This window comes from Natronomonas sp. EA1 (assembly GCF_051195035.1).
In the GTDB taxonomy this organism is placed as follows: domain Archaea; phylum Halobacteriota; class Halobacteria; order Halobacteriales; family Haloarculaceae; genus JBNTJV01.
Genome location: NZ_JBNTJV010000003.1, coordinates 528,624 through 554,990, shown reverse-complemented (window position 1 = coordinate 554,990; position 26,367 = coordinate 528,624). Strand labels below are relative to the sequence as shown.

32 protein-coding genes and 1 tRNA gene are annotated in these 26,367 nt (G+C 67.3%); 18 read left to right on the top strand and 15 right to left on the bottom strand.

Going from position 1 to position 26,367, the window contains the following annotated elements; translation table 11 throughout:
• Positions 1-95 precede the first annotated feature (95 nt).
• Complete coding sequence (locus ACQUQR_RS12530; RefSeq protein ID WP_435196825.1) at positions 96-584, top strand: hypothetical protein; 489 nt, start codon at positions 96-98, stop codon at positions 582-584.
• Between the two features lie 38 nt (positions 585-622).
• Positions 623-1,702: a geranylgeranyl reductase family protein gene (locus ACQUQR_RS12525; protein WP_435196824.1), complete on the top strand. Its 1,080-nt coding sequence runs from the start codon at positions 623-625 to the stop codon at positions 1,700-1,702.
• On the opposite strand, the gene ACQUQR_RS12520 is transcribed toward ACQUQR_RS12525, so the two are convergent.
• Both ACQUQR_RS12520 and ACQUQR_RS12515 read right to left on the bottom strand, forming a co-directional pair.
• A complete protein-coding gene (locus ACQUQR_RS12520) occupies positions 1,703-2,794 on the bottom strand; it encodes an aminomethyltransferase family protein (protein WP_435196823.1) in 1,092 nt (363 codons plus the stop codon).
• 46 nt (positions 2,795-2,840) lie between these two features.
• Positions 2,841-3,137, bottom strand: a complete 297-nt coding sequence (locus tag ACQUQR_RS12515; RefSeq protein ID WP_435196822.1) for a DUF6432 family protein — start codon at positions 3,135-3,137, stop codon at positions 2,841-2,843.
• 83 nt (positions 3,138-3,220) lie between these two features.
• On the opposite strand from ACQUQR_RS12515, the gene ACQUQR_RS12510 reads away from it, so the two are divergent.
• Both ACQUQR_RS12510 and ACQUQR_RS12505 read left to right on the top strand, forming a co-directional pair.
• Positions 3,221-3,952, top strand: a complete 732-nt coding sequence (locus ACQUQR_RS12510) for a DUF7093 family protein (protein ID WP_435196821.1) — start codon at positions 3,221-3,223, stop codon at positions 3,950-3,952.
• A 25-nt stretch (positions 3,953-3,977) separates the two neighbouring features.
• Entirely contained in the window at positions 3,978-4,367 is a 390-nt protein-coding gene (locus ACQUQR_RS12505; RefSeq protein ID WP_435196820.1) for a DUF5611 family protein, read from the top strand.
• 5 nt (positions 4,368-4,372) lie between these two features.
• Here the strand turns inward: ACQUQR_RS12505 and ACQUQR_RS12500 are convergent, their stop codons facing one another.
• The 4 genes from ACQUQR_RS12500 to ACQUQR_RS12485 form a co-directional block, all read right to left on the bottom strand.
• The gene (locus tag ACQUQR_RS12500) at positions 4,373-4,549 is read right to left on the bottom strand and encodes a hypothetical protein (protein WP_435196819.1); all 177 of its coding nucleotides are present in this window, start codon (positions 4,547-4,549) and stop codon (positions 4,373-4,375) included.
• 39 nt (positions 4,550-4,588) lie between these two features.
• Complete coding sequence (locus ACQUQR_RS12495) at positions 4,589-5,380, bottom strand: ABC transporter permease (protein ID WP_435196818.1); 792 nt, start codon at positions 5,378-5,380, stop codon at positions 4,589-4,591.
• Positions 5,377-6,324, bottom strand: a complete 948-nt coding sequence (locus tag ACQUQR_RS12490; protein ID WP_435196817.1) for an ABC transporter ATP-binding protein — start codon at positions 6,322-6,324, stop codon at positions 5,377-5,379. Before ACQUQR_RS12490 ends, ACQUQR_RS12495 begins: the two co-directional genes overlap by 4 nt.
• Before the next feature lie 93 nt (positions 6,325-6,417).
• Positions 6,418-6,774, bottom strand: a complete 357-nt coding sequence (locus ACQUQR_RS12485; RefSeq protein WP_435196816.1) for a cell division protein SepF — start codon at positions 6,772-6,774, stop codon at positions 6,418-6,420.
• A gap of 140 nt (positions 6,775-6,914) precedes the next feature.
• Between ACQUQR_RS12485 and ACQUQR_RS12480 the strand changes: the two genes are divergently transcribed.
• On the top strand, positions 6,915-7,616 hold the full coding sequence (locus ACQUQR_RS12480) for a DUF1028 domain-containing protein (protein WP_435196815.1): 702 nt from the start codon (positions 6,915-6,917) through the stop codon (positions 7,614-7,616).
• Positions 7,613-7,984 carry a YrdB family protein gene (locus ACQUQR_RS12475; protein ID WP_435196814.1) on the top strand — a complete coding sequence of 124 codons (372 nt, stop codon included), beginning with the start codon at positions 7,613-7,615 and terminating at the stop codon, positions 7,982-7,984. Before ACQUQR_RS12480 ends, ACQUQR_RS12475 begins: the two co-directional genes overlap by 4 nt.
• Here the strand turns inward: ACQUQR_RS12475 and ACQUQR_RS12470 are convergent.
• Positions 7,969-8,448, bottom strand: coding sequence for an RNA-binding protein (locus ACQUQR_RS12470; protein WP_435196813.1), 480 nt, complete (start codon positions 8,446-8,448; stop codon positions 7,969-7,971). The two genes, ACQUQR_RS12475 and ACQUQR_RS12470, sit on opposite strands and share 16 nt — an antisense overlap.
• Positions 8,449-8,548: 100 nt before the next feature.
• Here ACQUQR_RS12470 and ACQUQR_RS12465 point away from each other — a divergent pair, with 100 nt between their 5' ends.
• From ACQUQR_RS12465 to ACQUQR_RS12450, 4 genes are all read left to right on the top strand, one after another.
• Positions 8,549-8,845, top strand: coding sequence for a DUF7562 family protein (locus ACQUQR_RS12465; RefSeq protein ID WP_435196812.1), 297 nt, complete (start codon positions 8,549-8,551; stop codon positions 8,843-8,845).
• A 1-nt stretch (position 8,846) separates the two neighbouring features.
• On the top strand, positions 8,847-9,260 hold the full coding sequence (locus ACQUQR_RS12460) for a hypothetical protein (RefSeq protein WP_435196811.1): 414 nt from the start codon (positions 8,847-8,849) through the stop codon (positions 9,258-9,260).
• A 396-nt stretch (positions 9,261-9,656) separates the two neighbouring features.
• Entirely contained in the window at positions 9,657-11,006 is a 1,350-nt protein-coding gene (locus ACQUQR_RS12455; protein WP_435196809.1) for an RNB domain-containing ribonuclease, read from the top strand.
• A 43-nt stretch (positions 11,007-11,049) separates the two neighbouring features.
• Positions 11,050-12,675 (top strand): AMP-binding protein, encoded by a 1,626-nt coding sequence (locus ACQUQR_RS12450; RefSeq protein ID WP_435196808.1) that lies wholly within the window; start codon positions 11,050-11,052, stop codon positions 12,673-12,675.
• On the opposite strand, the gene ACQUQR_RS12445 is transcribed toward ACQUQR_RS12450, so the two are convergent.
• The 3 genes from ACQUQR_RS12445 to ACQUQR_RS12435 are packed head-to-tail and all read right to left on the bottom strand — an operon-like array spanning position 12,672 to position 15,994.
• On the bottom strand, positions 12,672-13,481 hold the full coding sequence (locus ACQUQR_RS12445; RefSeq protein WP_435196807.1) for a DUF7537 family lipoprotein: 810 nt from the start codon (positions 13,479-13,481) through the stop codon (positions 12,672-12,674). The genes ACQUQR_RS12450 and ACQUQR_RS12445 overlap by 4 nt on opposite strands.
• A gap of 41 nt (positions 13,482-13,522) precedes the next feature.
• Positions 13,523-14,614 (bottom strand): branched-chain amino acid ABC transporter permease, encoded by a 1,092-nt coding sequence (locus ACQUQR_RS12440; RefSeq protein ID WP_435196806.1) that lies wholly within the window; start codon positions 14,612-14,614, stop codon positions 13,523-13,525.
• Between the two features lie 24 nt (positions 14,615-14,638).
• Entirely contained in the window at positions 14,639-15,994 is a 1,356-nt protein-coding gene (locus ACQUQR_RS12435) for an ABC transporter substrate-binding protein (protein ID WP_435196804.1), read from the bottom strand.
• 215 nt (positions 15,995-16,209) lie between these two features.
• Between ACQUQR_RS12435 and ACQUQR_RS12430 the strand changes: the two genes are divergently transcribed.
• The 7 genes from ACQUQR_RS12430 to ACQUQR_RS12400 all read left to right on the top strand — a co-directional run bounded on the left by ACQUQR_RS12430 (position 16,210) and on the right by ACQUQR_RS12400 (position 22,620).
• Complete coding sequence (locus ACQUQR_RS12430; protein WP_435196803.1) at positions 16,210-17,115, top strand: branched-chain amino acid ABC transporter permease; 906 nt, start codon at positions 16,210-16,212, stop codon at positions 17,113-17,115.
• Entirely contained in the window at positions 17,112-17,921 is an 810-nt protein-coding gene (locus ACQUQR_RS12425; protein ID WP_435196802.1) for an ABC transporter ATP-binding protein, read from the top strand. Before ACQUQR_RS12430 ends, ACQUQR_RS12425 begins: the two co-directional genes overlap by 4 nt.
• Positions 17,918-18,628, top strand: coding sequence for an ABC transporter ATP-binding protein (locus ACQUQR_RS12420; RefSeq protein ID WP_435196801.1), 711 nt, complete (start codon positions 17,918-17,920; stop codon positions 18,626-18,628). Before ACQUQR_RS12425 ends, ACQUQR_RS12420 begins: the two co-directional genes overlap by 4 nt.
• A 116-nt stretch (positions 18,629-18,744) precedes the next feature.
• On the top strand, positions 18,745-20,256 hold the full coding sequence (locus ACQUQR_RS12415) for a CARDB domain-containing protein (RefSeq protein ID WP_435196799.1): 1,512 nt from the start codon (positions 18,745-18,747) through the stop codon (positions 20,254-20,256).
• Entirely contained in the window at positions 20,253-20,912 is a 660-nt protein-coding gene (locus tag ACQUQR_RS12410; RefSeq protein WP_435196798.1) for an ABC transporter ATP-binding protein, read from the top strand. Before ACQUQR_RS12415 ends, ACQUQR_RS12410 begins: the two co-directional genes overlap by 4 nt.
• A complete protein-coding gene (locus ACQUQR_RS12405; protein ID WP_435196797.1) occupies positions 20,909-22,036 on the top strand; it encodes an ABC transporter permease in 1,128 nt (375 codons plus the stop codon). Before ACQUQR_RS12410 ends, ACQUQR_RS12405 begins: the two co-directional genes overlap by 4 nt.
• Before the next feature lie 65 nt (positions 22,037-22,101).
• The gene (locus tag ACQUQR_RS12400; protein ID WP_435196796.1) at positions 22,102-22,620 is read left to right on the top strand and encodes a type II toxin-antitoxin system RatA family toxin; all 519 of its coding nucleotides are present in this window, start codon (positions 22,102-22,104) and stop codon (positions 22,618-22,620) included.
• Here the strand turns inward: ACQUQR_RS12400 and ACQUQR_RS12395 are convergent.
• The 3 genes from ACQUQR_RS12395 to ACQUQR_RS12385 are packed head-to-tail and all read right to left on the bottom strand — an operon-like array spanning position 22,617 to position 23,884.
• Complete coding sequence (locus ACQUQR_RS12395) at positions 22,617-23,078, bottom strand: pyridoxamine 5'-phosphate oxidase family protein (RefSeq protein ID WP_435196795.1); 462 nt, start codon at positions 23,076-23,078, stop codon at positions 22,617-22,619. The two genes, ACQUQR_RS12400 and ACQUQR_RS12395, sit on opposite strands and share 4 nt — an antisense overlap.
• A gap of 50 nt (positions 23,079-23,128) precedes the next feature.
• On the bottom strand, positions 23,129-23,329 hold the full coding sequence (locus tag ACQUQR_RS12390; protein WP_435196794.1) for a hypothetical protein: 201 nt from the start codon (positions 23,327-23,329) through the stop codon (positions 23,129-23,131).
• A gap of 48 nt (positions 23,330-23,377) precedes the next feature.
• The gene (locus tag ACQUQR_RS12385; protein WP_435196793.1) at positions 23,378-23,884 is read right to left on the bottom strand and encodes a GNAT family N-acetyltransferase; all 507 of its coding nucleotides are present in this window, start codon (positions 23,882-23,884) and stop codon (positions 23,378-23,380) included.
• 209 nt (positions 23,885-24,093) lie between these two features.
• Here ACQUQR_RS12385 and ACQUQR_RS12380 point away from each other — a divergent pair, with 209 nt between their 5' ends.
• Positions 24,094-25,278 (top strand): type I restriction enzyme HsdR N-terminal domain-containing protein, encoded by a 1,185-nt coding sequence (locus ACQUQR_RS12380; protein ID WP_435196792.1) that lies wholly within the window; start codon positions 24,094-24,096, stop codon positions 25,276-25,278.
• A gap of 398 nt (positions 25,279-25,676) precedes the next feature.
• Here the strand turns inward: ACQUQR_RS12380 and ACQUQR_RS12375 are convergent.
• Positions 25,677-25,748, bottom strand: a tRNA-Ala gene (locus ACQUQR_RS12375).
• Positions 25,749-26,058: 310 nt separating this feature from the next.
• A complete protein-coding gene (gene rpsJ, locus ACQUQR_RS12370) occupies positions 26,059-26,367 on the bottom strand; it encodes a 30S ribosomal protein S10 (RefSeq protein WP_435196791.1) in 309 nt (102 codons plus the stop codon).

Below are 26,367 nucleotides of genomic sequence, written 5' to 3'. Positions count from 1 at the left end.
CGGCAGCCGGCGACGACTGAGCCGCGTTCTTGCGGCATCCACGGGCGACGCGCCCCTGCGACAACAGGTAAGTGGCTCGCGCTCGATTTCCCGGTATGAGCAGTTCCCGGAAAGTGGACGACGAGACGATACTCGACGTGTTGCGCGCAAGCGAGACGCCGGCGCTGACGACGACGGAAGTCGCGGGCAAGCTCCCCATCACCCGTGGGAGCACCCGCTCTCGGCTGCAGGCGCTCGTCGACGACGACCACCTCGAACGCGACCGCGAGGGCCGCAACGTCATCTGGTGGGTCCCCGAGCGCCGCGAGGAGGTCGAGGAGTGGCGCGCGGGCGAGCCCGAGATCGAACCGACGGCGCAGGCGAAAGCCGAGACCGAGGACGGCCCCATCGAGGTCGACGTCGAGGCGGAGGCCGCGGCGGCGGACGAGAGCGAGCCGGAGGTCGAGACGCCGGACGAGGAGACGGAGACGCGCACGGGGGTCGAGCGTCCCGAGCTCTCCGACGACGACGAGGGACTGCGGGCGCTGGCGCTCGTCGCCGTCGCGGCCGTCGGCTACCTCCTGTTCCGCAAGCTCCGGAGCTAACGAGGAAGCTTCTTTTTCTCTCGCCCGTAGCCTCGGGCGTGTACGATTTCATCGTCGTCGGTGCTGGCCCGGCCGGCGCGCGGTTCGCCCGGTCGGCCGCGGAACGCGGGCGTGACGTGCTCGTCTTCGAGCAGGGGGAGATCGGGAAGCCGCTCGCCTGCTCCGGGCACGTCTCGCTCGACCTCTGGGAGTACGTCCCCGAGGAACACCACGACGCGCTCTTCCAGAACGCCATCTCGGGCGCCCGGTTCCGGCTGGGCGGCCCCGACGCGCGCCCGTACCCCTTCTACCGCGAGGCGCCCATCTCGAACGCGGTGGACCGCGTCCTCCTGGACAAGGTGCTCGCGGGCGCGGCTGCGGACGCGGGAGCCGACGTGCGCGACGGCCACACGGTCACGCGGGTCCGCGAGGAGGACGACCGGGTCCGCGTGACGGCGAAGGGCCCCGACGGCAGCGACACCTACGAGGCGCGGCTGGTCGTCGGCGCGGACGGCCCCCGGTCGCGGGTCCGCGCCGAGGTGGGCCTTCCCGAGCCGGACGAGTTCCTCCACGGCGTCCTCGGCTTCGATTTCACGCCCGACGACGACGATTTCGTCGATGTCCACCTCACGATACCGGGCTTCTTCGCGTGGCGCATCCCGAGAGGAGATGGCGGGGTGGAGTACGGGCTCGCCGTCTCCCCCGGCGACGACGCCCGCGGGCGGTTCGATTCCTTGCTCGACGAGTACGGCGTCACCGTCGAACACCGCTGCTCGGGCGCGATCCCGGTCGGCCCGCCGAAACGGGTGACGGGCACCCGGTCGCTGCTCGTCGGGGACGCCGCGGGCCAGACGAAGCCGTTCACGGGCGGCGGGATCCTCTACGGGATGCGCGCGGCGGACCACGCGGCTCGCACCGTCGACCCGGCGCGCCCCGGGACGCTCGGCGACTACGAGCGGGCGTGGCGCGACGACCTGCGAACCGAGATCCGACTGGGCCATCTCATCCGGTGGGGCTACGATGTCCCCGAGCCCCTCCAGCGGCTCGGCATGCGGCTCTTCTCGGGCGAGATCGGCGTCCACATGGACGAGCCCACGTCGCTGTTCTCCCGCGAGCAGCTCCGGGCGCTCCTGCGATAGTCAGGCCTCGGGGTACGTCGGCAGCCGCTTCGAGGCCGCCGATCCCTCGTAGAACGGGAGGGGGACGCGCGTCGCCTCGACCTCGTCGCCGTCGACCCGGACGGTCAGCGCCTCGGCGTCGTTCGTGAAGTCCACGTACGCGAGCGCCGCGGGCCCGTCGAGGCTCGGGCAGTCGGCCGCCCGGGTGACCTCCCCGATCGTGGCGTCCCCGTCGAACACCGCCGCGCCCGCCTCGGGGACCGCGTCGGGTCGCAGTCCGACCAGCCGCTTGGAGGGGCGACCCTGGTTCTCCACGCGGGAGACGACCTCCTGGCCCACGTAACAGCCCTTCTCGAAGTCCAGCGCGTTGCGGAGGCCGGCGACGTTCGGGACCCGCCCTTTCAGTTCGCTCGAGAACAGCGGGGTGCCGGCTTCGAGCGTGAGCGTGTTCCACGTCGCGTAGCCGAACGGGACGGCGTTCAGCCCCCGGGTGAGCAGCGTGTCGAACACCTCCTCCCCGTGGTCGGCCGCACAGATGATCTCGTAGGCCTCGTCGCCGGTGGGGTCGTCACCGCGGATGACGGTGACGCCGGCTTCGCCCATCGACCCGCGGTCGAAGTTCAGTGCGCCATCGGGGGTGCCGATCTTGTGGAGGACGCTCGCCACCTTCTCCGTCGCTTTGGGGCCGTGGACGCCGAAGACGCCGAACCGCTCGGAGGCCTCCGCGACCTCCACGTCCTGGATGAAGGTGTGTTCGGCCCACTCCTCGGCGAGCCAGCCCGCGTTCGCCGGCGGCGTGAAACAGAGCAGGCGCTCGCCCGCGTTGTAGACGTAGCAGTCGGTGCGGATGCCTCCCTGCGCGTCGAGCAGCAGGGCGTAGACGCCCTGGCCGTCCTCGGTCGGAACGTCGTTCGTGAGCGCGTTGTCGACGAAGTCGACCCGGTCGGCGCCCGTCACCTCGACGATGCCGTAGCCCATCTCGATGACGCCCACGGCGTTGCGGACGGCGCGGTGGGTGCGCTCCGGCCGGCCGTAGTGGTCGACGACGCGCCGGCCGTCGTACTCGGTGAACGTCGCCCCGTGGTCCTCGTGCATCGTGCCGACGACAGTCATTGCCGGTTCTCGGAGGAGGACGAATAAAAACGGGACGCTCTCGGCCTCAGAAGGGGAGCCGGTCGCGGAGCTTCTCGACGAGCGACGGCTCCGGTTCCGGCTCCGTCGGGTCCGGGACCACCTTCGGGTCGGGGTAGATGCACGTCCGGTCGCCGTCGCGCTCCACCGTGATGAGCCCCGCGTCCTTCAGCTCCCCGAGGGCCGTCTCGATGCGGTCGATACTCGCGTCGACGTGTGCTCGGACCTCGAAGACGGTCATGCCCTCGCCGTTCCGCTCGACGAGCGCGTCGAGCACCGCGACCTGCGTCTCGTCGCGGTCGCGGAACTCCCGCTTGGCCTGCATACGAGTGTGTTCGTCACGACTGCCCTTAACGGTTCGCGGGGACGGCGGCAGTCTTATGTGTCGAACGGCAGCATCACGCGGTAATGGGATTCAAGTGTTCGCTACTGGGGCACGACTTCGCCGACCCCGAGACCGAGCGGGAGCGCGAGGAGCGCGGCGACGAGGTGGTCACCACCATCCGCGAGATCGCCCACTGCACCCGCTGTGACGAGTCGAAGGTCGTCTCCGAGAGCAAGGAGGTGACGGCCATCGTCGAGCCGGAGACGGTCGATGCACAGGGAATCGACCAGCACGACGAGGACGCCTACGAGGAGCCGACCGGCACCCCGCGACAGGACACGGAAGAGCCGATTCCGGACGACACGGGCGCGGCGGACGAGGAGGTCGAGGCGGAGGAGGACGACCGGCTCGCTCCGCCCGACGAGGCGACCGCGGAGGCCATCGAGTCGTTGGCCGACCGCGACCCCGAAGAGGAGGACGCCGAGATCCTCGACGACGGCGAGGAGCCGACCCGCGAACCGGGGCAGTGGCCCGACGACGACGAGCCGTGGGACCCCACCCCGTCGCCGGCCACGGAGCCGGAAGCGGTCGAGTCGGACGCCGCGGAGCCGACGACCGAGGGGGCGACCGAGGAGGCGGCCACGGACGCGGCGCTCACCACCGAGCCGACCGACGACGGCCTGCTCGTCCCCGACGGCGCGTACGTCTGTCCGGAGTGTGGCTTCACGACCAGCGTCGACGGCTCCTCGCTGCGCGCGGGCGACGCCTGCCCGGAGTGTCACCGCGGCTACCTCGAAGGCGAGCGAAATTCGTAAACCCCCGTCGCGCGTGGCCCCACGCATGGAGGAATACAAGATGCGCCGGGGCGAGTATCTCGAAGAGCGAGTCCCGGACCTGAAAGGGACCATCGAGGAGTACTTCGGCCCCATCACGGGGACGACCGAGTTCAAGGGGAGCGACCTCTACGTCGTCGGCGAGCCCGACAACCCCGTCTTCGAGAAGGTCGTCGCCGGCGCCGTCGCCTACTCCGGCAAGAAGGACAAACTCGCGGTCGACTTCGTGGAGCGCGACCTCCAGGAGCTCATGGAGACCGGCGACGTGGACAAAGCCGGCGACGCGAACACGGCGAAGAACGATTTCCTCCTCGAGTGTACGGGTCGCGACGCCAAGTCCCGCCGCGAGTCGATGAAGCGCGCGGTCGAAGACGACGAAACTCCTGACGGCGTCTAACCCGCTTACATCACGCTCGGCTCGTCCGACTCGTAGGCGTGCTCCGTGAGAAGCGCCTCGAGGTTGTAGTACGGGACGAACGCGAGCAGCTCACCGTTTTCCGCGTACAACTCGACGCCGTCGTCCAGCTTCTCGTAGTCGTCGCATTCGAGCTGGCCGTTCGGGAGGATTGCACGGTACATACACGGGGGTATGGCCGCGAGCCTAATCAAAATCCCGCGTCACTCGATGATGCCGTATCCACGCCGGAACAGAAGGATATCGAGCGCGAGCATCGCCACCGTCAGCCCGGAGAGCACCGCGAGCGAGAGGTTCGCGTCGACCTCCGTGTAGCCCAGAAAGCCGTAGCGGACGCCGTTGACCATGTACACCATCGGGTTGAGAAGCGAGAGCGTCCGGAAGATCCCCGGGATGTCGGAAAGCGAGTAGAAGACGCCCCCGAAGAACGTCAGGGGTCTGATGATGAACTGCGTGAGGACGGTGAGATAGTCGAAGTCGCGGGCCCACAGTCCTCCGAGGACGCCGAAGGAGGCGAACAGCATCGTGATGACGACGATGAACGCGACGAGATAGAGGGGTCTCGCGACGGGGACGGTCCCGGCCGGGATGGCGAACGGGACGAAGACGACGCCGACGCCGACGATGATGAACCCGACGACGATGCCGCGGAGCGCCGCGGCCATCACGTACGCGAGCACCTGACTCGTGTACGAGAGCGGCGAGGTGAGGATCTCGTGGATGTACTCGTTCCACCGGCCATGGAAGATGGAGAAGGAGGCGTTCTCGAAGGAGTTCGACACCGCACCGAGCACGACCAGCCCGGGGAGGATGAAGAGGATGTACGGGAAGCCGGCGATGGAGTCGATTCGCCCCCCGAGCACGAGGCCGAAGACGGCGAAGTAGAGGATGTTCGTGATGGCGGGCGGGAGGAAGGTGTTTCTGGGCCGGCGGACGAACCGGAGGATCTCGCGTTTCAGAAGCGAGCGGAAGCCGGTGCCGAAGACGGTGCTCACGGCTCCACCTCCATCGTCTGGGCGTCGTCGTCGAGCCGCGTCATGTCGACGAACACCTCCTCTAAGGAGGCCCGGCGGATGTCCAGATCCGAGACCTCGTAGCCCGCGCGGTCGAGCGCGCGGAGCACGTCGGGGGCGACCGCGCCCGCGCTGTCGGCACTGACTTCGAGGGTGCGGTCGTCCAGCGCGACCTTGTGGACCCCCTCCGCGTCGATATCGGGGATGCCGTCGGGCGCCTCGGCGAGGGTGACGACGAGGGTGTCGGTCCCCCGGGACCGGAGGTCGTCGGGCGTGGCGACCTCGAGTTTCTTCCCGGCGTCCATGATGGCGACCCGGTCACAGAGCCGCTCGGCCTCCTCGATGTAGTGGGTGGTGAGCAGGACGGTCGTCCCCTCGTCGTTGAGCCGCTGGACGAGGTTCCAGAGGTCACGCCGGAGCTCCACGTCCACCCCGGCCGTGGGCTCGTCGAGGATGAGGAGATCGGGGTCGGTGACGAGCGCACGGGCGAGCAGAAACCGGCGTTTCATCCCGCCGGAGAGCCAGTCGAAGCGGGTGTCGCGCTTGTCGTAGATGCCCACCGTCTTCAGCGCCTCGTTCGCGCGGCGTGCGGCCTCCTCGGGGGGGACGCCGTGGTAGCCGGCTTTGTGCTCTAAGACCTCGTGGATGGGGAAGAAGCGGTCGACGTTGAACTCCTGGGGCGCGAGGCCGATGCGGTCGCGCGCCTCCTGGTACTCCGACTCGACGTCGAAGCCGAACACCTCGGCGGAGCCGCCGGTCGAGCGCGCGAGGCCGACGAGGATGTTGATGAACGTCGTCTTGCCCGCGCCGTTCGGCCCGAGCAGTCCGAAGAACTCCCCCTCCTCGACCTCGAAGGAGAGGCCGTCCAGCGCGCGGACGTCGCCGTACTCCTTCTCGAGTCCGTCGGCCTTGATGGCCAGCGTCATTGTTGGCTATGCGTGCCGATTCCGGTTAAGGATGCTGTGAGAGGCAGGACCAGCCGGTGTGCGGTGTCGCACCACACGACGCGGGGGGTCGCGTCAGCGGCCGCCGAGCTTCTCGCGGGAGATGGAGATGCCGCCTGGCGTGATGATGAGCTGTTCGTCGTCCTTCTGGACGATGTCGCCGCCCACCTCGCGGGCGACCTGCTTCAGCTCGTCGGAGATGTGCTCCATCGTCCGGTCCGTCGTCGTGTGCCGGGTGATGTCGGCGATGACGATGTCGCCGTCGTAGACGGCGTCCTTGATGGCGACGACGTCCTGTTTCCCGCCGATGGTGGCGATGTGGACGTTCGTGCCCACGTCGTTCGGCGCGGCGTCGAAGTCGTCGATGTCGAGCGCCACGTAGTCGTCGGCGTTGCGCGATCCTCCCCCGAGCAGTTTGCTCATCAGGCCCATAGACCCGAAACTGGTCGGGATCGGCATAGGTGTTACGTCAGACACGTCTCAGCCGGGGGGAAAATCCAACGGCTGGGCGTCCCCACACGGGGCGTGGCGATGACTGAGTCTTTTTTCTCCTCTCGATTCGAGGGTCGGGTATGACCTTCAGCATCTGCGTCCGCGAGACGTACGAGGACAGCGAGGGGGACGAGCAGTACCGCTTCGGCGTCGCCGTCACCACCCGGCTCGCGGGCGTCGGCGCGCTCTGCCCGCACGCGAACGAGTACGGGGCCGTCTCCACCCAGTCGATCACCAACGTCGAACTCGGGGCGAAGGGGATCGAGTATCTGGCCGATGGGCTCGCCGTCGACGACGCGCTCTCCGCCCTGCTCGACGCGGACGAGGGGCGGGCGGGGCGACAGCTCCACGGGGTCGGCCGCGAGGGGAGCTTCGTCTTTTCGGGGGAAGAGTGCATGGACCACTACGGCCACCGCGACAGGGGGAGCTTCACCGTCGCCGGCAACTTGCTTGCCGGCCCCGAGGTGCTCGACGCGACCGCCGATAGCTACGAGACCTCCGACCGGGAGCTACCGCTCGCCCGCCGGCTCATCGACGCGCTCGCGGCGGGCTACGCGGAAGGCGGGGACAAACGCGAGGACCTGCGGGTGCAGTCCGCGGCCCTGAAGGTGACGACGACGGAGGACCGCGATATGGACCCGTACTACGACGACCTGCGGGTCGACGCGACCCCCGACCCCATCGACGCGCTGTACGAGACGTTCGACCTCGCCGTAGAGAGCTTCGACGCCGCGCTCGCGAAGTACGAGGACGCCTACGCGGAGGACGACCTCGGCGAATGAGCGACGACTCCCTCCTGCGGTCCCCCCTCGGTATGGGCGTCTACGCCGTCCGGTTCCTCCTCGAACTCGCGGCGCTCGCGGCGCTCGCCTACTGGGGGCTCCGGACGGGGACGACCCTCCTCGTGCAGGTCGCGCTCGCCGTCATCGCGCCCCTCTTCGCGGCGGGGGTCTGGGGCACCTTCGTCGCCCCCACGGCCCCCTACCGACTGCCGGAGCTCCCCAGACTCGGCCTCGAAATCCTGCTGTTCGGGGTCGTCGCGCTCGCGCTCGCGAGCCTCGGGGAGACGACTGCGGCCGGAGCGATCGCCGGGCTCGCGGTCGTCGACGGCCTCGCCGTCTTCTACCTGGAGACTCAGACCGAGAACTGATACAGCTCGTCGCCGACGTGGTGGATCGACTCGATGACCCGGCCCGAGTCGCCGACCATGTCGTCGCCGTCGACCTCCGCGCGGCCGATGGCGAGCACCTTCCCGTGGGTCTCCTCCGCGATGGCGACGAGCTCCCCCTCGTCGATGGAGTCGTCGGCCTCCGTGATGCCCGGCCGCATGACGTTCGCCCCGTCGGAGACGAACGACACCGCCCCCGCGTCGACGGTGACGACGTTGTGCTCCGGCGGGAAGGCGTTCGCCCCCTTCACCGTGAGGAACGGCTCGTCGTCGAAGAACGCCACGAGCGGTTCGCCGTCGACGAGGACGACCTCCCAGTCGGAGTCCTTGAACTCCACTTCCTCGAAGGCGTCCCCCTCGACCGTCACGCCGAGGCCGGCCTCGATGGCCTCCACGATGGCGTCGATCTCGTCGCCGCGAAGATGATGGCGGGATTTCACCTGCATACCCTCCCCTTCGGGGGTCCGCGGATAAATCCGTTCGTTTCCCCGTCACCGGGTCGCCGAGGCAGGAACGGCTAAGTAGCCGGATTCGCAACGTGTGGGTATGTGGGGCACACGCGGCGGCCGTGACGAGGTGACCTGCATCGCCTGCGGCGAGGCGGTCCCCCGCACCGACGCCCGCGAGTACGACAAGGAAGGCGACCGCTGGGAGCGCCACGGCAAGGAGTTCGAGTACCTCTGTAAACCCTGCTTCCGCGACACCTGCAACCAGCCGCGCGGCGACCTCGAAGCCGTCCTCACGGAGAGCGGCGCCGGCGAGGTCGCGAACGCGGAGTTCCTCGACCGCTACACCAGCCTCGTCCGCGACCGCACCCGCCCCGAACGCAACGAACACGAGTAAGGTGCTCCTCCAACAGTTCCCCGTCCGGCTGCTCCTCCCCGTCCTCCTGCTGCTCCCGATGGCCGCCTTCGCCGCGCTCGCCGTCTGGGTCTACGACGACGCCCGCCACCGCGGCAGTGACTCCCCCCTGCTGTGGGCCTTCGCGGGCGTCTTCTCCCCCCTGCTCGTCGTCTACCTGCTCCTCGTCGCCGTCGGCCACTTCCAGCCCCGGAGCGCACCCCCCGAACGCCGCGAGCGCCTCGCCGGCACCCTCGGCTTCGGCGTCACCGCCGGGTTCGTCCTCGCCTCCGTCCTCTCTCCACCGGACCCCGCCTCGCAGGTGCTCTGGCTGGCCCTCTCGCTGACGGTCACCCTCCCCGTCGCCTACCTGCTCACCGGTCGGGTGGGGGGTGACCCCCGGTTGCAGACGTACTGAGGCTCGCGGGTCGTTCCACTCCCCGCTCGCCGTTCCGGGACCCTCGCGATGCTCGGGTCCCGCCGCTCGCGGGTCACGGGCTCACGGACTTCGTCCGTTCGCCTTCGAGGGTCTCACTTCGCTCGACCCTCGCTCTCCCCGCTCGCCGTTCCGCGGGACGCCCTCTGCCGGAGCGTGCTCCGGCATGCCCTCGTTCGCTGCCGCTCACGAGGACTCCGGGCGCCCCGCGCCGCTCGCGGTTCCCTACGGTCACCGCTCGCCATCCGGAGGGTCTCACCACGTTCGACCCTCCCGCCTCACGGCTCCCTACGGTCGCCGTTCGCCGTTCGGAGAGACTCGCTACGCTCGCCTCTCCCGCCCGACAACCCTAACCCCCTCCCCCACAAACCGGAAGCCATGACCGACGACCAGGCCTACGCCGGGACCGCGGAAGGCCAGGGCCCCGTCCAGATCGACGAGGAGCTGGCCCGCCACCTCGACAACAAACGCACGGAGCTGTTCGAGGAGTTCGAGATCCGCGACACGTTCCCCGACGACGTGCTCATCGAGGCGAAGAACGCGACGCAGGACCCCGAGGCCGACATCGAAGAGGAACTCGAAAGCGGCGACCGGGTCGACTGCCGTGACCTGACGACCTGCACCATCGACCCCGTCGACGCGCAGGACTTCGACGACGCCATCTCCATCGAGCGACTGGACGACGGCCGCTATCACCTCTGGGTCCACATCGCCGACGTGACCCACTACGTCCACCCGGGCAGCGAGATGTGGGAAGAGGCCGTCAAACGCGGGAACACCGTCTATCTCCCCGCCTACACCATCCACATGCTCCCGCCCGTCCTCGCCGAAACGGTCTGCTCGCTCGTCCCCAACGAGGACCGGCTGGCCCACACCGTGGAGATGAAAATCGACCCCGAGACGCTCTCGTACGAGGAGATCGACATCTACAAATCCGTCATCCACTCCGACGAGCGGCTCACCTACAAGCAGGCGGAGAAGCGGCTGGACGACGAGACGGCCGAGCTCCACGACGAACTCACGCTCGTCCACGAGCTCGCGGACAAGCTCCACGAACAGCGGAAGGAGGACGGCTCGCTCGTCCTGAACCCCGCCCGTGACCGCGCGCACACCATCATCGAGGAGTGCATGCTGAAGGCGAACAAGGCCGTCACGCACGAGCTCCAGTGGGTCCGCGGCCTCGAAGCGATGTTCCGGGTCCACCCGCAACCCACCCCCCAGGAGTGGGACAAGGCGCTGCGGGAGATTCAGGAACTCGACGGCGTCTCGATTCCGGGCGACGCGTGGGACGACCCCCGGAAGGCGGTCAACGCCACCTTAGAGCAGGCCCCCGGGCGACAGCTCAACAAGATCCAGTGGGCCGTGATGAAGGTGATGCCCCGGGCGAAGTACATGTCCGACCCGTTCGGCGGCCACCACGCGCTGAACTTCGAGATCTACGGCCACTTCACCTCGCCCATCCGCCGGCTTTCGGACCTCGTGAACCACTGGATCATCTACCAGAACGAGGGCCCCGAGGACCACGACCTCGCGGAGCTGTGTGACCACGCGAGCGCCCGGCAGAAGGCCGGTGAGACCTGCGAACGGCTCTACAAGCAGTTCCTTCAGGAGGTTGGGCTCGACCCCCACGCCGTCAACGCCCGCGGCCTCGAAGTCGTCGAGGACGAGGAGGACGCCGAACTCACGGAGGAGGAGGCGGACACCGAGAGCGCGGAGCTCGACCTCTAGACACCAGAACGCTTTCGTCTCTCGGGACGTGGTACCGCCACCCATGGCGTGGCATATCGACCTCGACTACCCCGACTACGAGACGGCCCGCGCGGAGTTCGAGTGGGAGATCCCCCACGACTACAATCTCGCGTACGATTTCCTCCGGAAACACGACCCGGACGCCGACGCGCTCTACCAGCGACAGCCCGACGGCTCCACGGAGACCTACACTTTCGGGGAGCTGGACGAGCTCTCCGATCGGGTCGCCACCGCGTTCGCCGAGCGGGGGATCGGCCGGGGCGACCGGGTAGGTGTCGTCGTCCCACAGAAGGTGGCGAACCCGCTCACGCATCTCGCCTGCTGGAAGCTCGGGGCCATCTCGCTTCCCCTCTCCGTGCTCTTCGGCCCCGACGGGCTCCAGTACCGGCTCGACGACAGTGGGGCGACGGCCGTCGTCGCCGACGAGAGTGTTACCGATGCCGTCTCTGAGGCCGTCACCGACTGCCCGGACCTCGACTGGCACATCGAGGTGGACGGCGACGGCGGCGACACCCGCTTCGACGCGCTCTACGACACCACGCCCGACATCGACATCGCGGACACCACGCCCGACACGGACGCCATCATCATCTACACCAGCGGGTCGACCGGTCCCGCGAAGGGGGTGCTCCACACCCACGACGTGTGGCTCGGTCATCTGCCGGCGTTCTCGATGTACTTCGAACTCGACACGGAGGGGGTGTTCTGGACGCCCGCGGACTGGGCGTGGATCGGGGCGCTCGGCGACCTGCTGTGGCCCGCGTGGCACTACGGTCAGCCCGTCGTCGCCTACCCGATGGGAAAGTTCGACCCCCGGGAAGCGTACGAGATCCTCGACGCGTACGACGTGACGAACGCCTTCCTCCCGCCCACCGCCATCCGGATGATGATGAACGTCGACTACGAGGAGGAACTCGCGCTCGAGGCCGTCTGCTCGGGCGGGGAGTCGCTCACCCCCGAGATCATGGCGTGGGCCGACGAGGAGATGGACGGCCTCGCTATCAACGAACTGTACGGCCAGACGGAGGCGAACATCATCGTCACCAACTGCCGGCAGTGGTTCCCGGCGCAGGTCGGCAGCATGGGTAAACCCGCCCCCGGTCACGACGTGGCCATCATCGACCCCGACACCGGCGAGCGCCTCCCCCCGGGTGAGGTGGGCCACATCGCCATCAAGCGCGAAGGCGACCCCGTCGTCTTCGAGGAGTACTGGAACCAGCCCGAGAAAACCGCGAGCGTCACCGTCGACGACCCCGACGGGGGCCACTGGCATCTCACCGGCGACCTCGGTTCCCACGACGAAGAGGGCTACTTCTGGTTCAAATCGCGCGACGACGACGTCATCATCACGTCGGGCTACCGTGTCGGCCCCGCCGAGGTGGAGAGCGCCATCCTCGAACACCCCTCGGTGGAGCAGGTCGGCGTGGTCGGCGTCCCCCACGACACGAGGGGTGAGATCATCAAGGCGTTCGTCCAGCCCGTCTCCGGTGTCGAGGGCGACGACGCGCTCCGCGAGGAGATCCAACAGCTCGTGAAAGACCGGCTGGCGAAACACGAGTACCCTCGCGAGATCGCTTTTCTGGAGGAACTGCCGCAGACGACGACCGGGAAGATCAGACGGAAGGACCTCCGCGAGCGGGAGGGTTAGTCACGCGCCCGGTCGAGCCACGGGGGCGCCTCGGGGGTGGTCTCCCCGATGGCGGTGTACTCCAGCGCGACCAGCACGTCGATGCGTCCCTCGCCGCGGTCCACGTCGTAGGTCACCCGGTAGGCGGTGACGACCCCATCCTCGCGTACCGTGGCCGTCAGCGTCACGTTCCGCAGGGGTGGGAGCCGCTGTGGTTCGGTAGTGGCGACCCGCACGAACCGGGTCCCGTTCCGGGCTCGTGTCTCGACCGTCTCCGTCTCGACGAGGGTGAACAGCCGCTCGATGGGCCGGCGGTTCGTCAGGTTCGCGGGGAAGACGTTCACCGGCGAGCGCGGCTCCCCGTCGGGGCCGCGAACGACCCCGTACGTCGTCTCGTTTTCGGCGGTGACGGCCTCGTAGACGCGGCTGCCGTCGCCGTAGCGCTCGACCCGGCGGGTGACGAGCCGTCCGTCACGGCGGTCGGCCTGCCGGAGCGTCGACCGGAAGACGGTGTGGTCGGCCGCGAACCGCGCGACGGTGACGTAGCGCGCGTCGACCGTCCCGTTCGGGTACTGCTGGAAGACGGTCTGGTTGACGGTGTAGGATGCCTCGCCGAGGACGCGGGCGTGGGCGCTGGCGAGCGCGGGGGAGTCGAACACCCCGGCGGAGTCCACGCCCGGTGCGAGCGCCCGCGTTGGGGTGGGGGAGGCCGTCTCGGGCACCGGCGCGGGCGTCAGCGTCCGCTCCGTCTCCGTGGCCGGCGCGTTACAGCCGGCCAGGACGAGGAGCACGACGAGGCCGACGAGCGCGAGGGTGGTACGACTCACGGAGGAAGGTGGGGCCACGTCGAAAAAGGGGTATCGGAGGGTTAGCTCCGCCGTTCGCGGACCCGTTCGCGGACCCACCGCATGCCGCCGTAGACGCCGTTCTCGAAGAACAGCACCACGATGAGCAGCAGGACTCCGAAGGTGAACTGCCAGTACTCCTCTAACAGGGGGAACTGGCTGATGAACCACCGGAGGTACTCGTAGCTGAACGCGCCGACGAGCGGCCCGAGGAACGCGTACGGGCCGCCGATGACGGTCATGATGACCGGTTCGGCGGAGAACGTCCAGTAGGCGTAGTCGGGGCGAACCCCCGTCAACAGCGGGATGAGCAGCGCGCCGGCCAGCCCGGAGAACGCCCCCGAGATGATGAACGTCGCCCAGCTGTGTTTGGTGACGTTGATGCCGAGCGCTTCGGCGCGGCCGGGGTTCTCCCGGATCGCGCGGCAGGCCATCCCGAACGGGGATTCGACGATGCGGTAGAGCAGGTACATCGAGACCGCGAACACGAACACCGTGATGACGTAGAACGCCGCGGGGTCACGGATGTTCACGAGCGCGAACTCGAACCCGAAGAGGTTCACGTCGCCGAGGATGAACGTGATCCCGTCCGAGCCGTTGGTGAACACGCCGTTGCCGTAGCCCGCCTGCTGGAGCAGGGTCCCGATGGTGTCCTGGTTCACGACGGCGTAGATCGCCATCGAGAACGACAGGGTGATCATCGCGAAGTAGATCTCCGTCAGCTGCACGGAGAGGTAGCCGACCCCGACGGCCAGCAGGGTCGCGATGACGACACCCAGGATGACGGCCAGCACGAACGTCGCCAGCACGGATGCCCCACCGAACAGCTCGGGGAAGCCGAGCGCGGGCGCGACCACCTGTATCACCTTGGCGACGGTGTAGCCCGACGCCGCGACGAACATCGCGTGTCCGAACGACAGCAGGCCGGTGTAGCCGTACAGGAGGTTGAAGGCGGTCGCGAAGATGGCGAAGATGAGCGTCTCCGTCAGCAGCGTGGTCTGGAAGCCACCGAGGAACAGCGGCGCTGCGAGCAGCAGCACCAGCCCCGCGCCGATGAGGAGGCTCGTGTTCTGTCCCTCGGCCAGCTGTTTTCGGAATCCGTCTACGTAACTCATGAGTGGTGGGGTACCTCGGTCATCTCAGACGCCCGGCGGGAGACCGGAGCCTTCCAGCAGATCGAGCGCCTTGCTCCGCCCGAGACGGTACGTCTCGGTGTTGGTGAGCCCGACACCGTCGTACGGCACGTCGTCGTCCATGCTCGTCTCGCCGATGACGGTCGGGGCCGACGCCTGATGGCTGTCGGCGTCGATGGTCCACTGGCCGCGCGGGCCGTTGTAGGAGATGCCCTCCATCTCGGAGATGACATCGTCCGGGTTGGTGCTGCCCGCGGCTTCCATCGCCTTCTTGTAGACGAAGATGGCGGACCACGAACTCCCGCCCGTGAAGGAGGGGATGTTGATGGTGTCCGTCCCCTGGTATTTGTTCCGGTAGGCTTCGAGGAACCGGTCGTTCTGCGGGTTGTCGAACGCGGAGTGCCAGTACCAGCCGGAGTAGTGGACGCCCTCGGGCATCGTGCTCCCGAGCGCCTTGAACACCGTCGGGTCCGCGCCGAGGGTGTCGAACACGTCCTCCACCTGGTCGTACAGCCCTTGCTCGGCGGCCTGCTGGGCGAAGGTGACGGCGTCACCCGCCCAGAAGCTCGTGAACACGAGGTCCGGTTCGGCGTTGAGCACCTGGTTGATCTGCGGGGTCATGTCCGACGCACCCAGGCTCGGGAACACCGACTCGACGTAGTCGTAGCCCGCACCGAGGCCGTCCGAGAACGCCTTGAAGTACTCCCAGGTCTGCTGGCCGTAGGCGTAGTCCGGGCCGATGTTCGCGACCCGCTGGACATCGAGGTTGTCCATCGCCCACTTCGCCATCGCGTAGGTGTTGATGGTCGTGTTCGCGTTCGTGCGGAACAGGTTCGGGATGCCGGCGGCGCGACCGTCGGAGTCCTCGTAGTAGTCGCCGTACTTCTCTACGTTGTGTTCCGTGATGTACGGGGTCCCGATGTCGGTGAGCGTGAAGGGGACGCCGAGCTGTTCGATGGTCGGGCCGGAGTTCAGCGTCACGCCCGACGACGTGAGGCCGATCATGGCGTCTACGTTCTCCTCCTGCACCAGCGAGCGGATCTGCTGCTGCGGGTTGGAGCCGTGGTCGCGGAACATGATCTCGACCTGGCGGCCGTTGATGCCGCCCTCCTCGTTCACGGTGTCGACGGCGACCTCCGCGGCCGCGCGGGAGGCCGCGCCGAGCGCCTCGGCGATACCGGAGAGGAGATAGACGCCTCCGATCTTGATCGGGCCGCCGCCACCGCCTCCCCCGAGACTGGAACAGCCGGCGAGGGCAGCGGTCGCCCCTGCGCCCGCCGCAGCGAGGAATGACCGTCTGCCGACCGTACTCGACTTACTGGAGCCGGATGAACCCGGGTCCGAATTGACCTTTTCTACCATGGTCTATCATCCCTATGCACAAACCCAATATATAACCATGGGGTGAAATCGCACACCAATGGCACGAAAGCTACCGACCTCGTTACATTATTTGCCGAAACCGGCCCGCCCCCTCCCGTCAGTTGGTTTCGGCGGGGGCGTTCCGCGCCTGAACTAACAGAAACATTACAGCAATTAGCAGAAACATTAATGACCTATCCACAAAGGGTTGTGGTATGGTATCATCTGGTCTCATCTTCGACCAAATCATCACCGGCATCAGCATCGGAAGCCGGTTGTTCCTCGTGGCAGTGGGGCTCAGCCTGATCTTCGGTGTGCTGGAGGTGCTCAACTTCACACACGGCGTCATGTACATGATCGGGGCGTACATGTCCGTGGCGTTCGTGGAGGGACTCACCCTGTTCGGCGTCATCAATATCCCGGCGCTGGGGTTCGTCCCCGGTATCCTGGCGGCCATCATCGTCGTCGGGGTACTCGGGATCTTCATCGAGGGCGTGTTCATCCGGCGGATGTACGGGCGTGAAGAGCTCGACCAACTGCTGTTGACGTTCGCGTTCGTGCTCATCCTCACGGATCTGACGCGGTTCACGTTCGGCTCGCAGTCGCGGGTTATCAACGCCCCGGCCGTGCTGGAGGGGACCATCCGCTTTACCCCCTCGCTCGCCATCCCGACCTACCGGGCGTTCGTCATCCTGATGTCCATCGTCGTGATGGGCGCGCTGTTCCTCGTGCTCCGCCAGACCAACATCGGGCGCGTCACCCGCGCGACCTCCAGCGACCGGGAGATGGCGAGCCTGCTCGGCATCAACGTCCCCCTGCTGTACACCGGCGTCTTCTTCGTCGGCGCGGCGCTCGCGGGCTTCGGCGGCGCGCTCGCGGCCCCCCTGCAGTCCGTCACCCCCTCGCTCGGTGACCAGGTCATCATCAGCGCCTTCGTCGTCGTCGTCATCGGCGGCCTCGGCTCCTTCGCCGGCGCCTTCGTCGGCGCGATGCTCATCGGCCTGCTCACCGCCCTCGGCAGCCTCGTCGTCTCCGGCGCCGGGCAGCTGTTCCCGTTCATCGCCATGATCCTCGTGCTCGTCTGGAAACCGACCGGCCTCTTCGGAGGTGCTGAAGCATGACGAAGGTCCTCGAAACCAAGAACCTCGAACGGCGCTTCGGGCGGCTCGTCGCCGTCAACGACGTGAGCGTCAGTATCGACGACGAGGAGATTACCAGTATCATCGGCCCCAACGGGGCGGGCAAGACCACCTTCTACACCCTGCTCGCCGGCCAGCTCGAGCCGACGAAGGGGACGGTCCACCTCCAGCCCCGCGAGGGCGGGGACCTCGTCGAGGTGACCGGGAAGGAGCCGTACGAGATCAACCGCATCGGCCTCTCGCGGGCGTTCCAGATCAACAACGTGTTCGACGGCCTGACCGTGATGGACAACCTCCGAATCGCCCGCATCAGCAAGAACAACCGCACCTTCGACCTCCGGTCGGTCGCGCGCGCCGACGAGGAACTCACCGAGGAGGTCCAGGAGATCATCGAGCTCACGAGCCTCGAGGAGGTGGCCCACGAGAAGTGTGCGAATCTTTCGCACGGTGACAAGCGCAAGGTCGAGATCGCGCTCGCGCTCGGGACGGACCCGACCGTCGTCCTGCTCGACGAGCCGACCGCCGGGATGAACGCCACGGAGACGAAACGGATGGTGAAGCTCGTCGAACGACTCGACGAGGAGACGGAGACGACCTTCGTCCTCACCGAACACGACATGGAGGTCGTGCTCGGCATCTCCGACCGCATCCTCGTGCTCGACAACGGGACGCTCATCGCGGACGGCACGCCCGACGAGGTGATGGCCGACGAGCGCGTCCGTGAGGCGTACCTCGGGGCCGACGCCGACGATGAGGAGGCCATGGCCGACGGGGGTGTTCTCCAGTGAGCGTCCTCGAACTGAAAGACGTGAACGCTTTTTACGGTAATAGCCACGTCCTGTTCGACCTCGATATGGTGGTCGAACAGAACGAGGTCGTCACCCTCCTCGGGCGCAACGGGGCGGGGAAGACGACCACCCTCCGGACCATCACGGGCACCATCCCGCGCCGCGAGGGGAGCATCACCTACCGCGGCGACGAGATCATCGACGAGTCCGTCGACGGCATCTCGAACGCGGGCATCAAGCTCGTCCCCGAGGAGCGCCGGGTGTTCCCGACGCTGACGGTCCACGAGAACCTGCAGGTGGCCTACGACGCCTGCTCCTCACCGCGCCCCATCAGCGACATGTACGACGTGTTCCCCAAGCTCGACGAGCTCCGGCAGAACAAGGGCCGGAACCTCTCCGGTGGTGAGCAACAGATGCTCTCCGTGGCCCGCGCGCTCGTACAGGACCCCGACGTGCTGCTGCTCGACGAGCCGACGGAGGGGCTCGCGCCCGTCATCGTCAGTGACCTGAAGGAGGTCCTGAGCGAGGTCGTCAAAGAGGACGTGACGGTGCTGCTCACCGAGCAGAACGTCGAGTTCGCGCTCGATCTGGGTGAGCGCGCCTACATCATCGAGAAGGGCTCGAACGCCTGGGAGGGGACCGTCGAGGAGCTCCGCGAGCGCGAGGACCTGCTCGACGAGTACCTCTCCGTCGCCGCGGCGGAGTAACCCTTCGACGCCTCGATCCTTCGACGCCTCGATCCTTCGACGCCTCGACGCCTCGACCCCGCGGATACCCGCTGTACGAACCTATTTCTGGCTTCCGAACCTCTGTCCGGTAGCGAATGCGCCTCCTCCCCGTCCTCCTCGCCCTCCTGCTCGTCGTCCCGTCGGCGATGGCCATCCCCGACGCGAGACTCACCATCGACGACGCGACGGTCACGCCGTCGACACCGGCCGTCGGCGAACCCACGACCGTCTCGGTCACGGTCAGTGACGCCGCGGGCTCCCCCTCCGCCGTGAACCTCACCCGCGTCGACCTCCGCGACGAGAGCCGACTCTCCGGTGAGCGCGTCCTCGCGACGGCCACCCGCCCCGGCGCGCTCTCCCCGGGCGGGTCGCTCACCCTCGACCTGTCCACGACGTTCGACCGGGCCGGCACGCACGAGCTCACCGTCGTCGCCGTCGGCCGCGATTCGGACGGCGAGGAGGTCCGGGTCCAGCGCCCGCTCACCGTCGTCGTCGAGCGCGCGCCACCCCAGCTCGACTTCGAGCGCCCGACGCTCGTCGCGGGCGCCGAAACGCGCATCCCCGTGACCGTCTCGAACCCGAACGCGGAGGCCGTCCGGAACGTTCAGGTCTCGTTCGCCGTGGGCGACGCCCGTGACACCCGCCCCATCCCCACGATCGCCGGGGGTGCCAGCGTGACCGTGAACGTGACGCTCACGCCCGCGAGCACGGGGTCGGCGACCCTCGAGACCTCCGTGTCGTATCTCACCGACACCGGCGCGGCGGCCCGGACCACGAGCACCACTCCCGTCGAGGTGGAGCCGCTCCGCGCGGACGTGGAGCTCGCGGTCCGCCCCGTCTCGCCCGACGACGACCCGACGACCGCCGCGGCGGGCCAACTCGGCGGCCTCCTCGGCGCGGGCGGGGGCCAGCTCCAGCAGCAGGACGACGAGGGGGCGTCGACGCCCGACCGGCTCGCCGTCGAGGTGACGAACTTCGGGAACGCCCGCGTCACCGACGGCGTCCTCACTCCCGTCGCCGACCGGCCGCTCCCCCGGGTGGCCGTCCCGGCCATCGCCCCCGGTGAGTCCGTCACGGTCGAAATCGACCTCTCGACGGTCCGGACGCCGACGAACGTCACCGCACGGCTCGCGTACGAGACCGGCGGCGAGTCGTTCGAGACGGTGGGGAGCTACCCGTACCGCCCGCCCGCCGGCGACCTCCGCTTGACGGGTATCGACCTGGAACGCGACGGTGATATCGTTCGTATCACCGGGAACGCGGGCAACGTCGGCGACGGTGAGGTGACGGGGGTCGTCGTCGCGGTCGGCGAGACCGACCACGTCACCCCTGCCTACCCCTCACGCGACTACTTCGTCGGCACCGTCGAGGGGTCGGCGTTCGCCCCCTTCGAACTCACGGCGCGCGCGGACGCGAACGCCACCGAGGTCCCCATCGAAGTGACCTACCGCGTGGGCGGTGAGGTGAGAACGGAGACCATCACGGTGCCCTACGAAGTCGAGGAACCGCAGCAGTCGCGTGGCCCGCTCGGGCTTGGGCTCGCGGTGGGTGGTGGCGTCTTCGTTCTCGTGGTCGCCGGCGCGGCGGCGTTCGTCTCCCGGCGATGACCCCGCTGGAGCTCCGGGGCGTCGAGAAGACCTACGAGACGGGGAGCGAACGCGTTCGGGCGCTGAAGGGAGTCGACGTCGCCATCGAGCCCGGGGAGTTCGTCTCCATCATCGGCCCGTCCGGCTCGGGAAAATCCACGATGCTCCACATCCTCGGCCTGCTCGACTCCCCGACCGCGGGCACCGTGCTGCTGGAGGGCCGGGACGTCACGACGCTCTCGGAGACCGAACGCACCCGCGCCCGGAAGCACTCCATCGGCTTCGTCTTCCAGCAGTTCTACCTCATCGACTCGCTGACCGCGCTGGAGAACGTCCTCCTCCCGACGGTGTACGACCGTGACCGCGACGCCACGGCCCGCGCCGAATCCCTCCTCGATCGGGTGGGGCTCGGCGACCGGCTCGACCACACGCCCGACGAACTCTCCGGCGGGCAGAAACAGCGCGTCGCCATCGCCCGCGCGCTCATCAACGAACCCGCGGTGGTGCTCGCCGACGAGCCGACCGGGAACCTCGACCGGGAGACGGGGACCGATGTCTTAGAGGAGTTCGCCCGGATCAGAGACCAGGGGGTGGCGCTCGTCTGTGTCACCCACGACGAACTCGTCACGGAGTACGCCGACCGGGTCGTCGAGATCGTCGACGGGGAGCTGCGATGACCCGCTTTCCCGCGGTCGCGATGGCCCGGCGGAACCTCGCGCGCAACCGGCTGCGCTCGGCGCTCGCCGCGCTCGGCATCGTCATCGGCGTGCTCGCCATCGCCACGCTCGGCATCTTCGGGAACGTCCTCCAGCTCTCGGCCACCCAGTCGTTCGGCGGTATCGGCAACCAGGTGATCGTGAGCCCGAACGCCGATGCTGGCGTGGAGGCGCTCTCCCAGCGCGACGTCATCGAGATCCGCCGAATCGCGGAGGGGCGCGGAACCGCCGTCCCGGTCATCACCGGCGGGGCCGTCATCGAGGGGGCGAGCGGGTCCACGTTCGCCCAGTTGTACGGAACCGACCGCCCGGACGTGCTGTTCGACGTCCGTAACGGGACCATCCCCGAACGGCTCAGACAGGGGGCGGTCGTCGGCCCCGAGGTGGCGGACAGTCTCGGACTGACGGTGGGCTCGCTCATCGAGGTGGAGGGGAACCGCTACCGGGTCGTCGCGGTCATGGCCGAGGCACAGGACATCTCGCCCGTCACCCCGGACAACGCCGTCGTCCTGCCGCCCGAGGAGTTCGCCGACCAGACCCCCTCGCAGGTCGTCGTGCAGGCCGACTCCCGTGCGGACGCCACCGCCATCGCCGCGGGCGTCCGCGACCGCCTGAACGCCCGCACGGACCGCGTGAGCGTCTTCGAGTTGGGGTCGGTTATCGACCGCATCAACGAGTTCTTCGCACTTCTCAACTCGTTTCTCGTCGGTCTCGCCGCCGTCTCGCTGCTCGTCGCCGGCGTCTCCATCTTCAACGTGATGCTGATGAGTACCCGCGAGCGCCGCGGGGAGATCGGTGTCCTCCGCGCGGTGGGAGTCCAGAAGAACGACGTGCTCCGGACGCTCGTCGTCGAGGCGGCCCTGCTGGGGGTGTTCGGCGGGCTCGCCGGGGTCGTCCTCTCGATGGCCGCCGCCGCCGGCCTCTGGTACTTCACCCCCATCGAGCTCTCGGTGGTGACGGACCCCTCGAACGCCGGCTACCTCCTGCTCGCGTTCGGCTTCGGCGTCGTCGTCGCGCTCGTCAGCGGACTGTACCCCGCCTACAAGGCCGCCACGCTCGACCCCGTCGAGGCGCTGCGGGGATAGGAATCGGATACCACCCGGATTTCCGCCGGGCGTAGAGTTATCCGGCCCGCCACCTATCTCGGGGCGTGGACGCCATCGACGCCAGCACCGTCATCTACGTACCTCCCGAGGAGGTGTACGGGTTCATCCAGGACTTCTCGGGGTACACCGACTACTCCGCGCATCTCGACTCGGTGCGGCAGTACGGCGACGGCGGGCCCGGCACCGACTACCGCATCACCGTCTCCTGGTGGAAGTTCTCCTACACCTCGGAGACCCGGGTCACCGAGGTCGACCCGCCGAACCGCATCGACTGGCGCGCGACCAAGGACGTGAGCGCCCGCGGCGCGTGGCTCATCGATCCCGTGGATCCACCCGACGACCGCGAGCACGCCACCCGCCTGCGCCTGCTCATCGAGTTCGACCCCGCCTCGGTGACGGGCATCCGGCTCCCCGGCTTCCTCTCCGCGAACACGCTGTTCGACAAGCTCAAACCCATCGTCGTCCGCGAGTCGGAGAAGATCGTCGCCGCGATGGTCGCCGACCTCGAAGGCGCCCGCCGCGCCGTCGACCTCACGGTCCACCGGTCGCCACGGTCGCTCTAATCGTCGCGCTCCTCGCTCACCGCCGCCATCCGCTCCGTGAAGTCCCACGTGTACAGTTTGTGCGGGTCGATCCTGAGTTTCACCTCCTCCCGCTCGGGGGAGAGCAGCTCACTCGCGAGCGGCGTGTCCGTCCCCCCGAGATACCGTTCCAAGAGCGACCGCAACAGTTCCTTCTCGGTGTCGGGCGCTATCGTCGCCGTCCCGTTGCCCCGCACGCCCCTGTAGGGTGGCTCGTTCGTCGACACCTCGAACGCCACGCGGTCGTCGTGGTCCAGATACGAGACCACGTCCGCGCTCGCCGACGTGGCACACCACAGCGCCCCCGCCTTCCACTCGAACCACAGCGAGAGCATCCACAGTGCCCCCGTCGGCGTGTGACACGACAGCCGCACCGGGACGGCGGTCGATTCCAGAAACGCGACGGTCTCCTCCGCATCCCAGGCCCCGGTGGGTTCCATACCCCCGATTCGCCCGCGACCCCCAACTACGCTTCGCTCCCGTCCACTCGTCAGCCGAACACGCGCCGCCCCACCGCCACGCTCCCGAGGAGGATGAACAGCGTCAGCGCCACCAGCCCTCCCACGTCCGCGGACCACACCCGCGGCTCCCCCAGAACGATCAGCACCACCCGGGTCACACCGCCCGCGATCCACGCCACTGCAGCGATGACGATCACCCACAGCGCCACCATGCTCACCGTTCGAGCCATGTGTCTAGGTTCCGCACACTCCGATAAAAACCCGTACGCTCGGGATCGCTACCGACGCTCCGGCGTCACCTCCCCCGTCAGGACGTAGCGGTTCTCCCGGTAGGTCTCCCCGCCGATCGTCGTCTCGCTCTCGTCCGCCTGCTCGAACCCGAACCGCTCGTAGAAGGCCCGCCCGGGGTCGTTCTCCGTGAGCACCATCGCGCTGACGCGCTCGACCCCCACTTCGGAGAGCGCCCTACACGTCCGCACGAGCAACGCCTGTCCCACCCCCTCCCACCGGTGGTCCGGATGGACGTAGAGCCGCATGATGTACCCCTCCTCGCCGCCCCAGCTCGCGTGGGCGAACCCGACGACCACCTCGTCACGCTCGGCCACGAAGAGCTGCGTCCGCGCGTGCGTGAGCTCGGCCTCCAGCTGCTCGACCGCGTACCAGTCGTCGACCCCTTCCTCCACCGTCTCCCGGGTCAGGATATCCGGGTAATCCACCGCCCACGACCGCTTTGCCACCTCCCGAATCGCCTCGATGTCCTCCGCCGCGGCCTCACGGACTATCATGTGTGCATGTACCACACCCGCCGGCATATTCCTTCGGTCCGGCCGTCGGGACGAGAACGAGGCTACGACCTGGGGTCTAGAGTCGGTTTGGACTCATTGGATGCCGCGCGAATAGAGCACTAAGAAAAGCAAGAAGCAGTCGTTCAAATCCGTGGAGTCGTGTTCGACTAGCATCAATTTAAATAGGGCCCCCCGTCCACGTCGTGATAATGGACCGGGATGAAATCGACGAGTACGTCCAGCGGTGTCAACAACTCATTGAGTCGTCACCGCAGATGGACGAGGAGAATACCAAGGTCAAACTCGTGCAGCCGTTTCTCGAACTCCTCGGGTGGGACCTCTACTCTACCGAAGTCGCGCTTGAATACACAATCCCGATGGCCTCGGGGAGCACCCACGTTGATTACGCCCTTCTCGTCGGAGATTCTCCTGTGGTGTTCGTCGAAGCGAAGCCCGTCCGGTCTACGCTCTCCGACAACGAAGTTCGGCAGTTGCGGAGTTATATGAGACAGGAACTCGATGTAGACTGGGGGATTTTGACCAACGGAAAGTCCTTCGAGGTCTTGACCAAGAACCGCCACCGAAACGGCGGTGAGGAGGTGTCCGTCGTTCAGTTCGATCTCGATGATCTCGCCGAGACCCCGGACGTACTGGAATTACTTACCAAGGAATCGATTCGGTCAGGAAAATCGGACGAGGTCGCTGAGCAGGTCGCGCAGACGAACCGGGCGATTCGACGGCTCCAAGAAAACGAAGACAGCGTTACCGAATCCATTACCGAGGCCGTGGAGAACGAGGTCGGTGGCCTCACTATCGACCTCGAAGAACAGTCTCGGGAGTTCGTGCAGAATCTCGTTTCTGTGCTCCGTGAACAGCGACACTTCGTCAGCGAGGAACCACCCGACGAGTCCCAGGAAGAGGACGAATCAGAACCCGACGAGGCCGAAGATGATATCACAACGCTGGAAAACCGAGTCTCAGGCACGATAGCTCGGAAAGAAATTGAGGGCGATGCAGAGGCACGAGTCGCTGTATTCCCGACCAAAGAGTCTGGACTCCCATTTCTCAAAGAGAACGAAGCGTGGGGTTTCGTTCGGGTTGGAAGTGACTTCGACTACGTCGCAATGTATGTTACCGGCGACGTTCGGGAGGTCAAATACTTCGCCAAAGTGAGGGACGTGGTAGAACCTGATGCGGCGGAGTTGATGCGCGAGCCGCAGGATTATCAGGACGGGGCGAAGATCGCAGACGGAAAGAAGGTCATCACGTTCGAGTCCGGCTCGCTTTACGAACTCGACGACCCCGTCCCGTTTGAGTCGAGGTATCCGCAGTCACTCCAGTACACGACGCTCGGGGAGTTGCGGAGTGCGGAGACGACTGACGATATGTTATAACAGCCCCCGTCTGCGTGGCTTGATAACGAGGGGTGGACTCGCTGGGACTGAGCGAAGCCGAAGGCTTCGCGAGGTACGCGAGAGCTTCGCCCTCGCGGGATTTGAACCCAGAGTGAGACGGTCGCCCTCTCTCTGCCGAAGCAAGCTTCGGCATGCTCTCACTCGCTTTGCTGGAGCTTGCTCCAGCAAGTTCTCGTTCGCTACGCTCACGAGAACTTCGCTCGTGAGAACTCCGCTCGGGCGCTGCGACTCACAGGGCTTCAAATCCCAGCTTCGTCGCACTCAATCACACGACACCAGCGGCTCGCTCAGGCAGACTCGTTACACTCGTCTGCCGAGCCCTCGTTCACTCCGTTCACGAGGACTTCGCTCGCCGTGTGGTGTCGTGAGAATTTCGATGGACTCGCTGGGATTTGAACCCAGGGCCTCTTCCTTGCGAAGGAAGCGATCTGCCACTGATCTACGAGCCCGCAACCGCCTATACCCGAGACGGCTTCTTGTATATTGCGTTTCCGTCGCGCGAAAATGCGCGTGAGTGGGATGGACGGACGACGCGTCCGTCGCAGGTCATCCGGGACGCGAACGGGTGTTCGCGCACTTTGCGAATCCTACGGATTCGCTCACTTCCGGAACACCTCGTGTTCCGGTATTCGCGAGACTTTCGGTCTCGCTCGATTGCTGAATCGCGTCCAGCGATTCAGCCTTCGTGAATCCCCGGATTCACTCAGTTCTGGAAGACGCGTCCGCGTCTTCCAGCTTTCGCGAACCCGCAGGGTTCGCTCAATCCTCGAGGACGATCTCGATGGAGACGTCGTTCGGGACCTGGATCCGCATGAGCTGACGGAGCGCGCGTTCGTCGGCGTCGATGTCGATGAGACGCTTGTGGACGCGCATCTGCCAGTGTTCCCACGTGGCCGTCCCTTCACCGTCGGGCGATTTGCGCGAGGGGACTTCCAGCCGCTTCGTCGGGAGCGGCACCGGGCCGCTGAGCTGGACGCCCGTCTTGTCCGCGATGTCGCGGACGTCGTCGCAGATTCCGTCGAGGTCCTCGGGGCTGGTGCCCGCGAGGCGGACGCGTGCCTGTTGCAT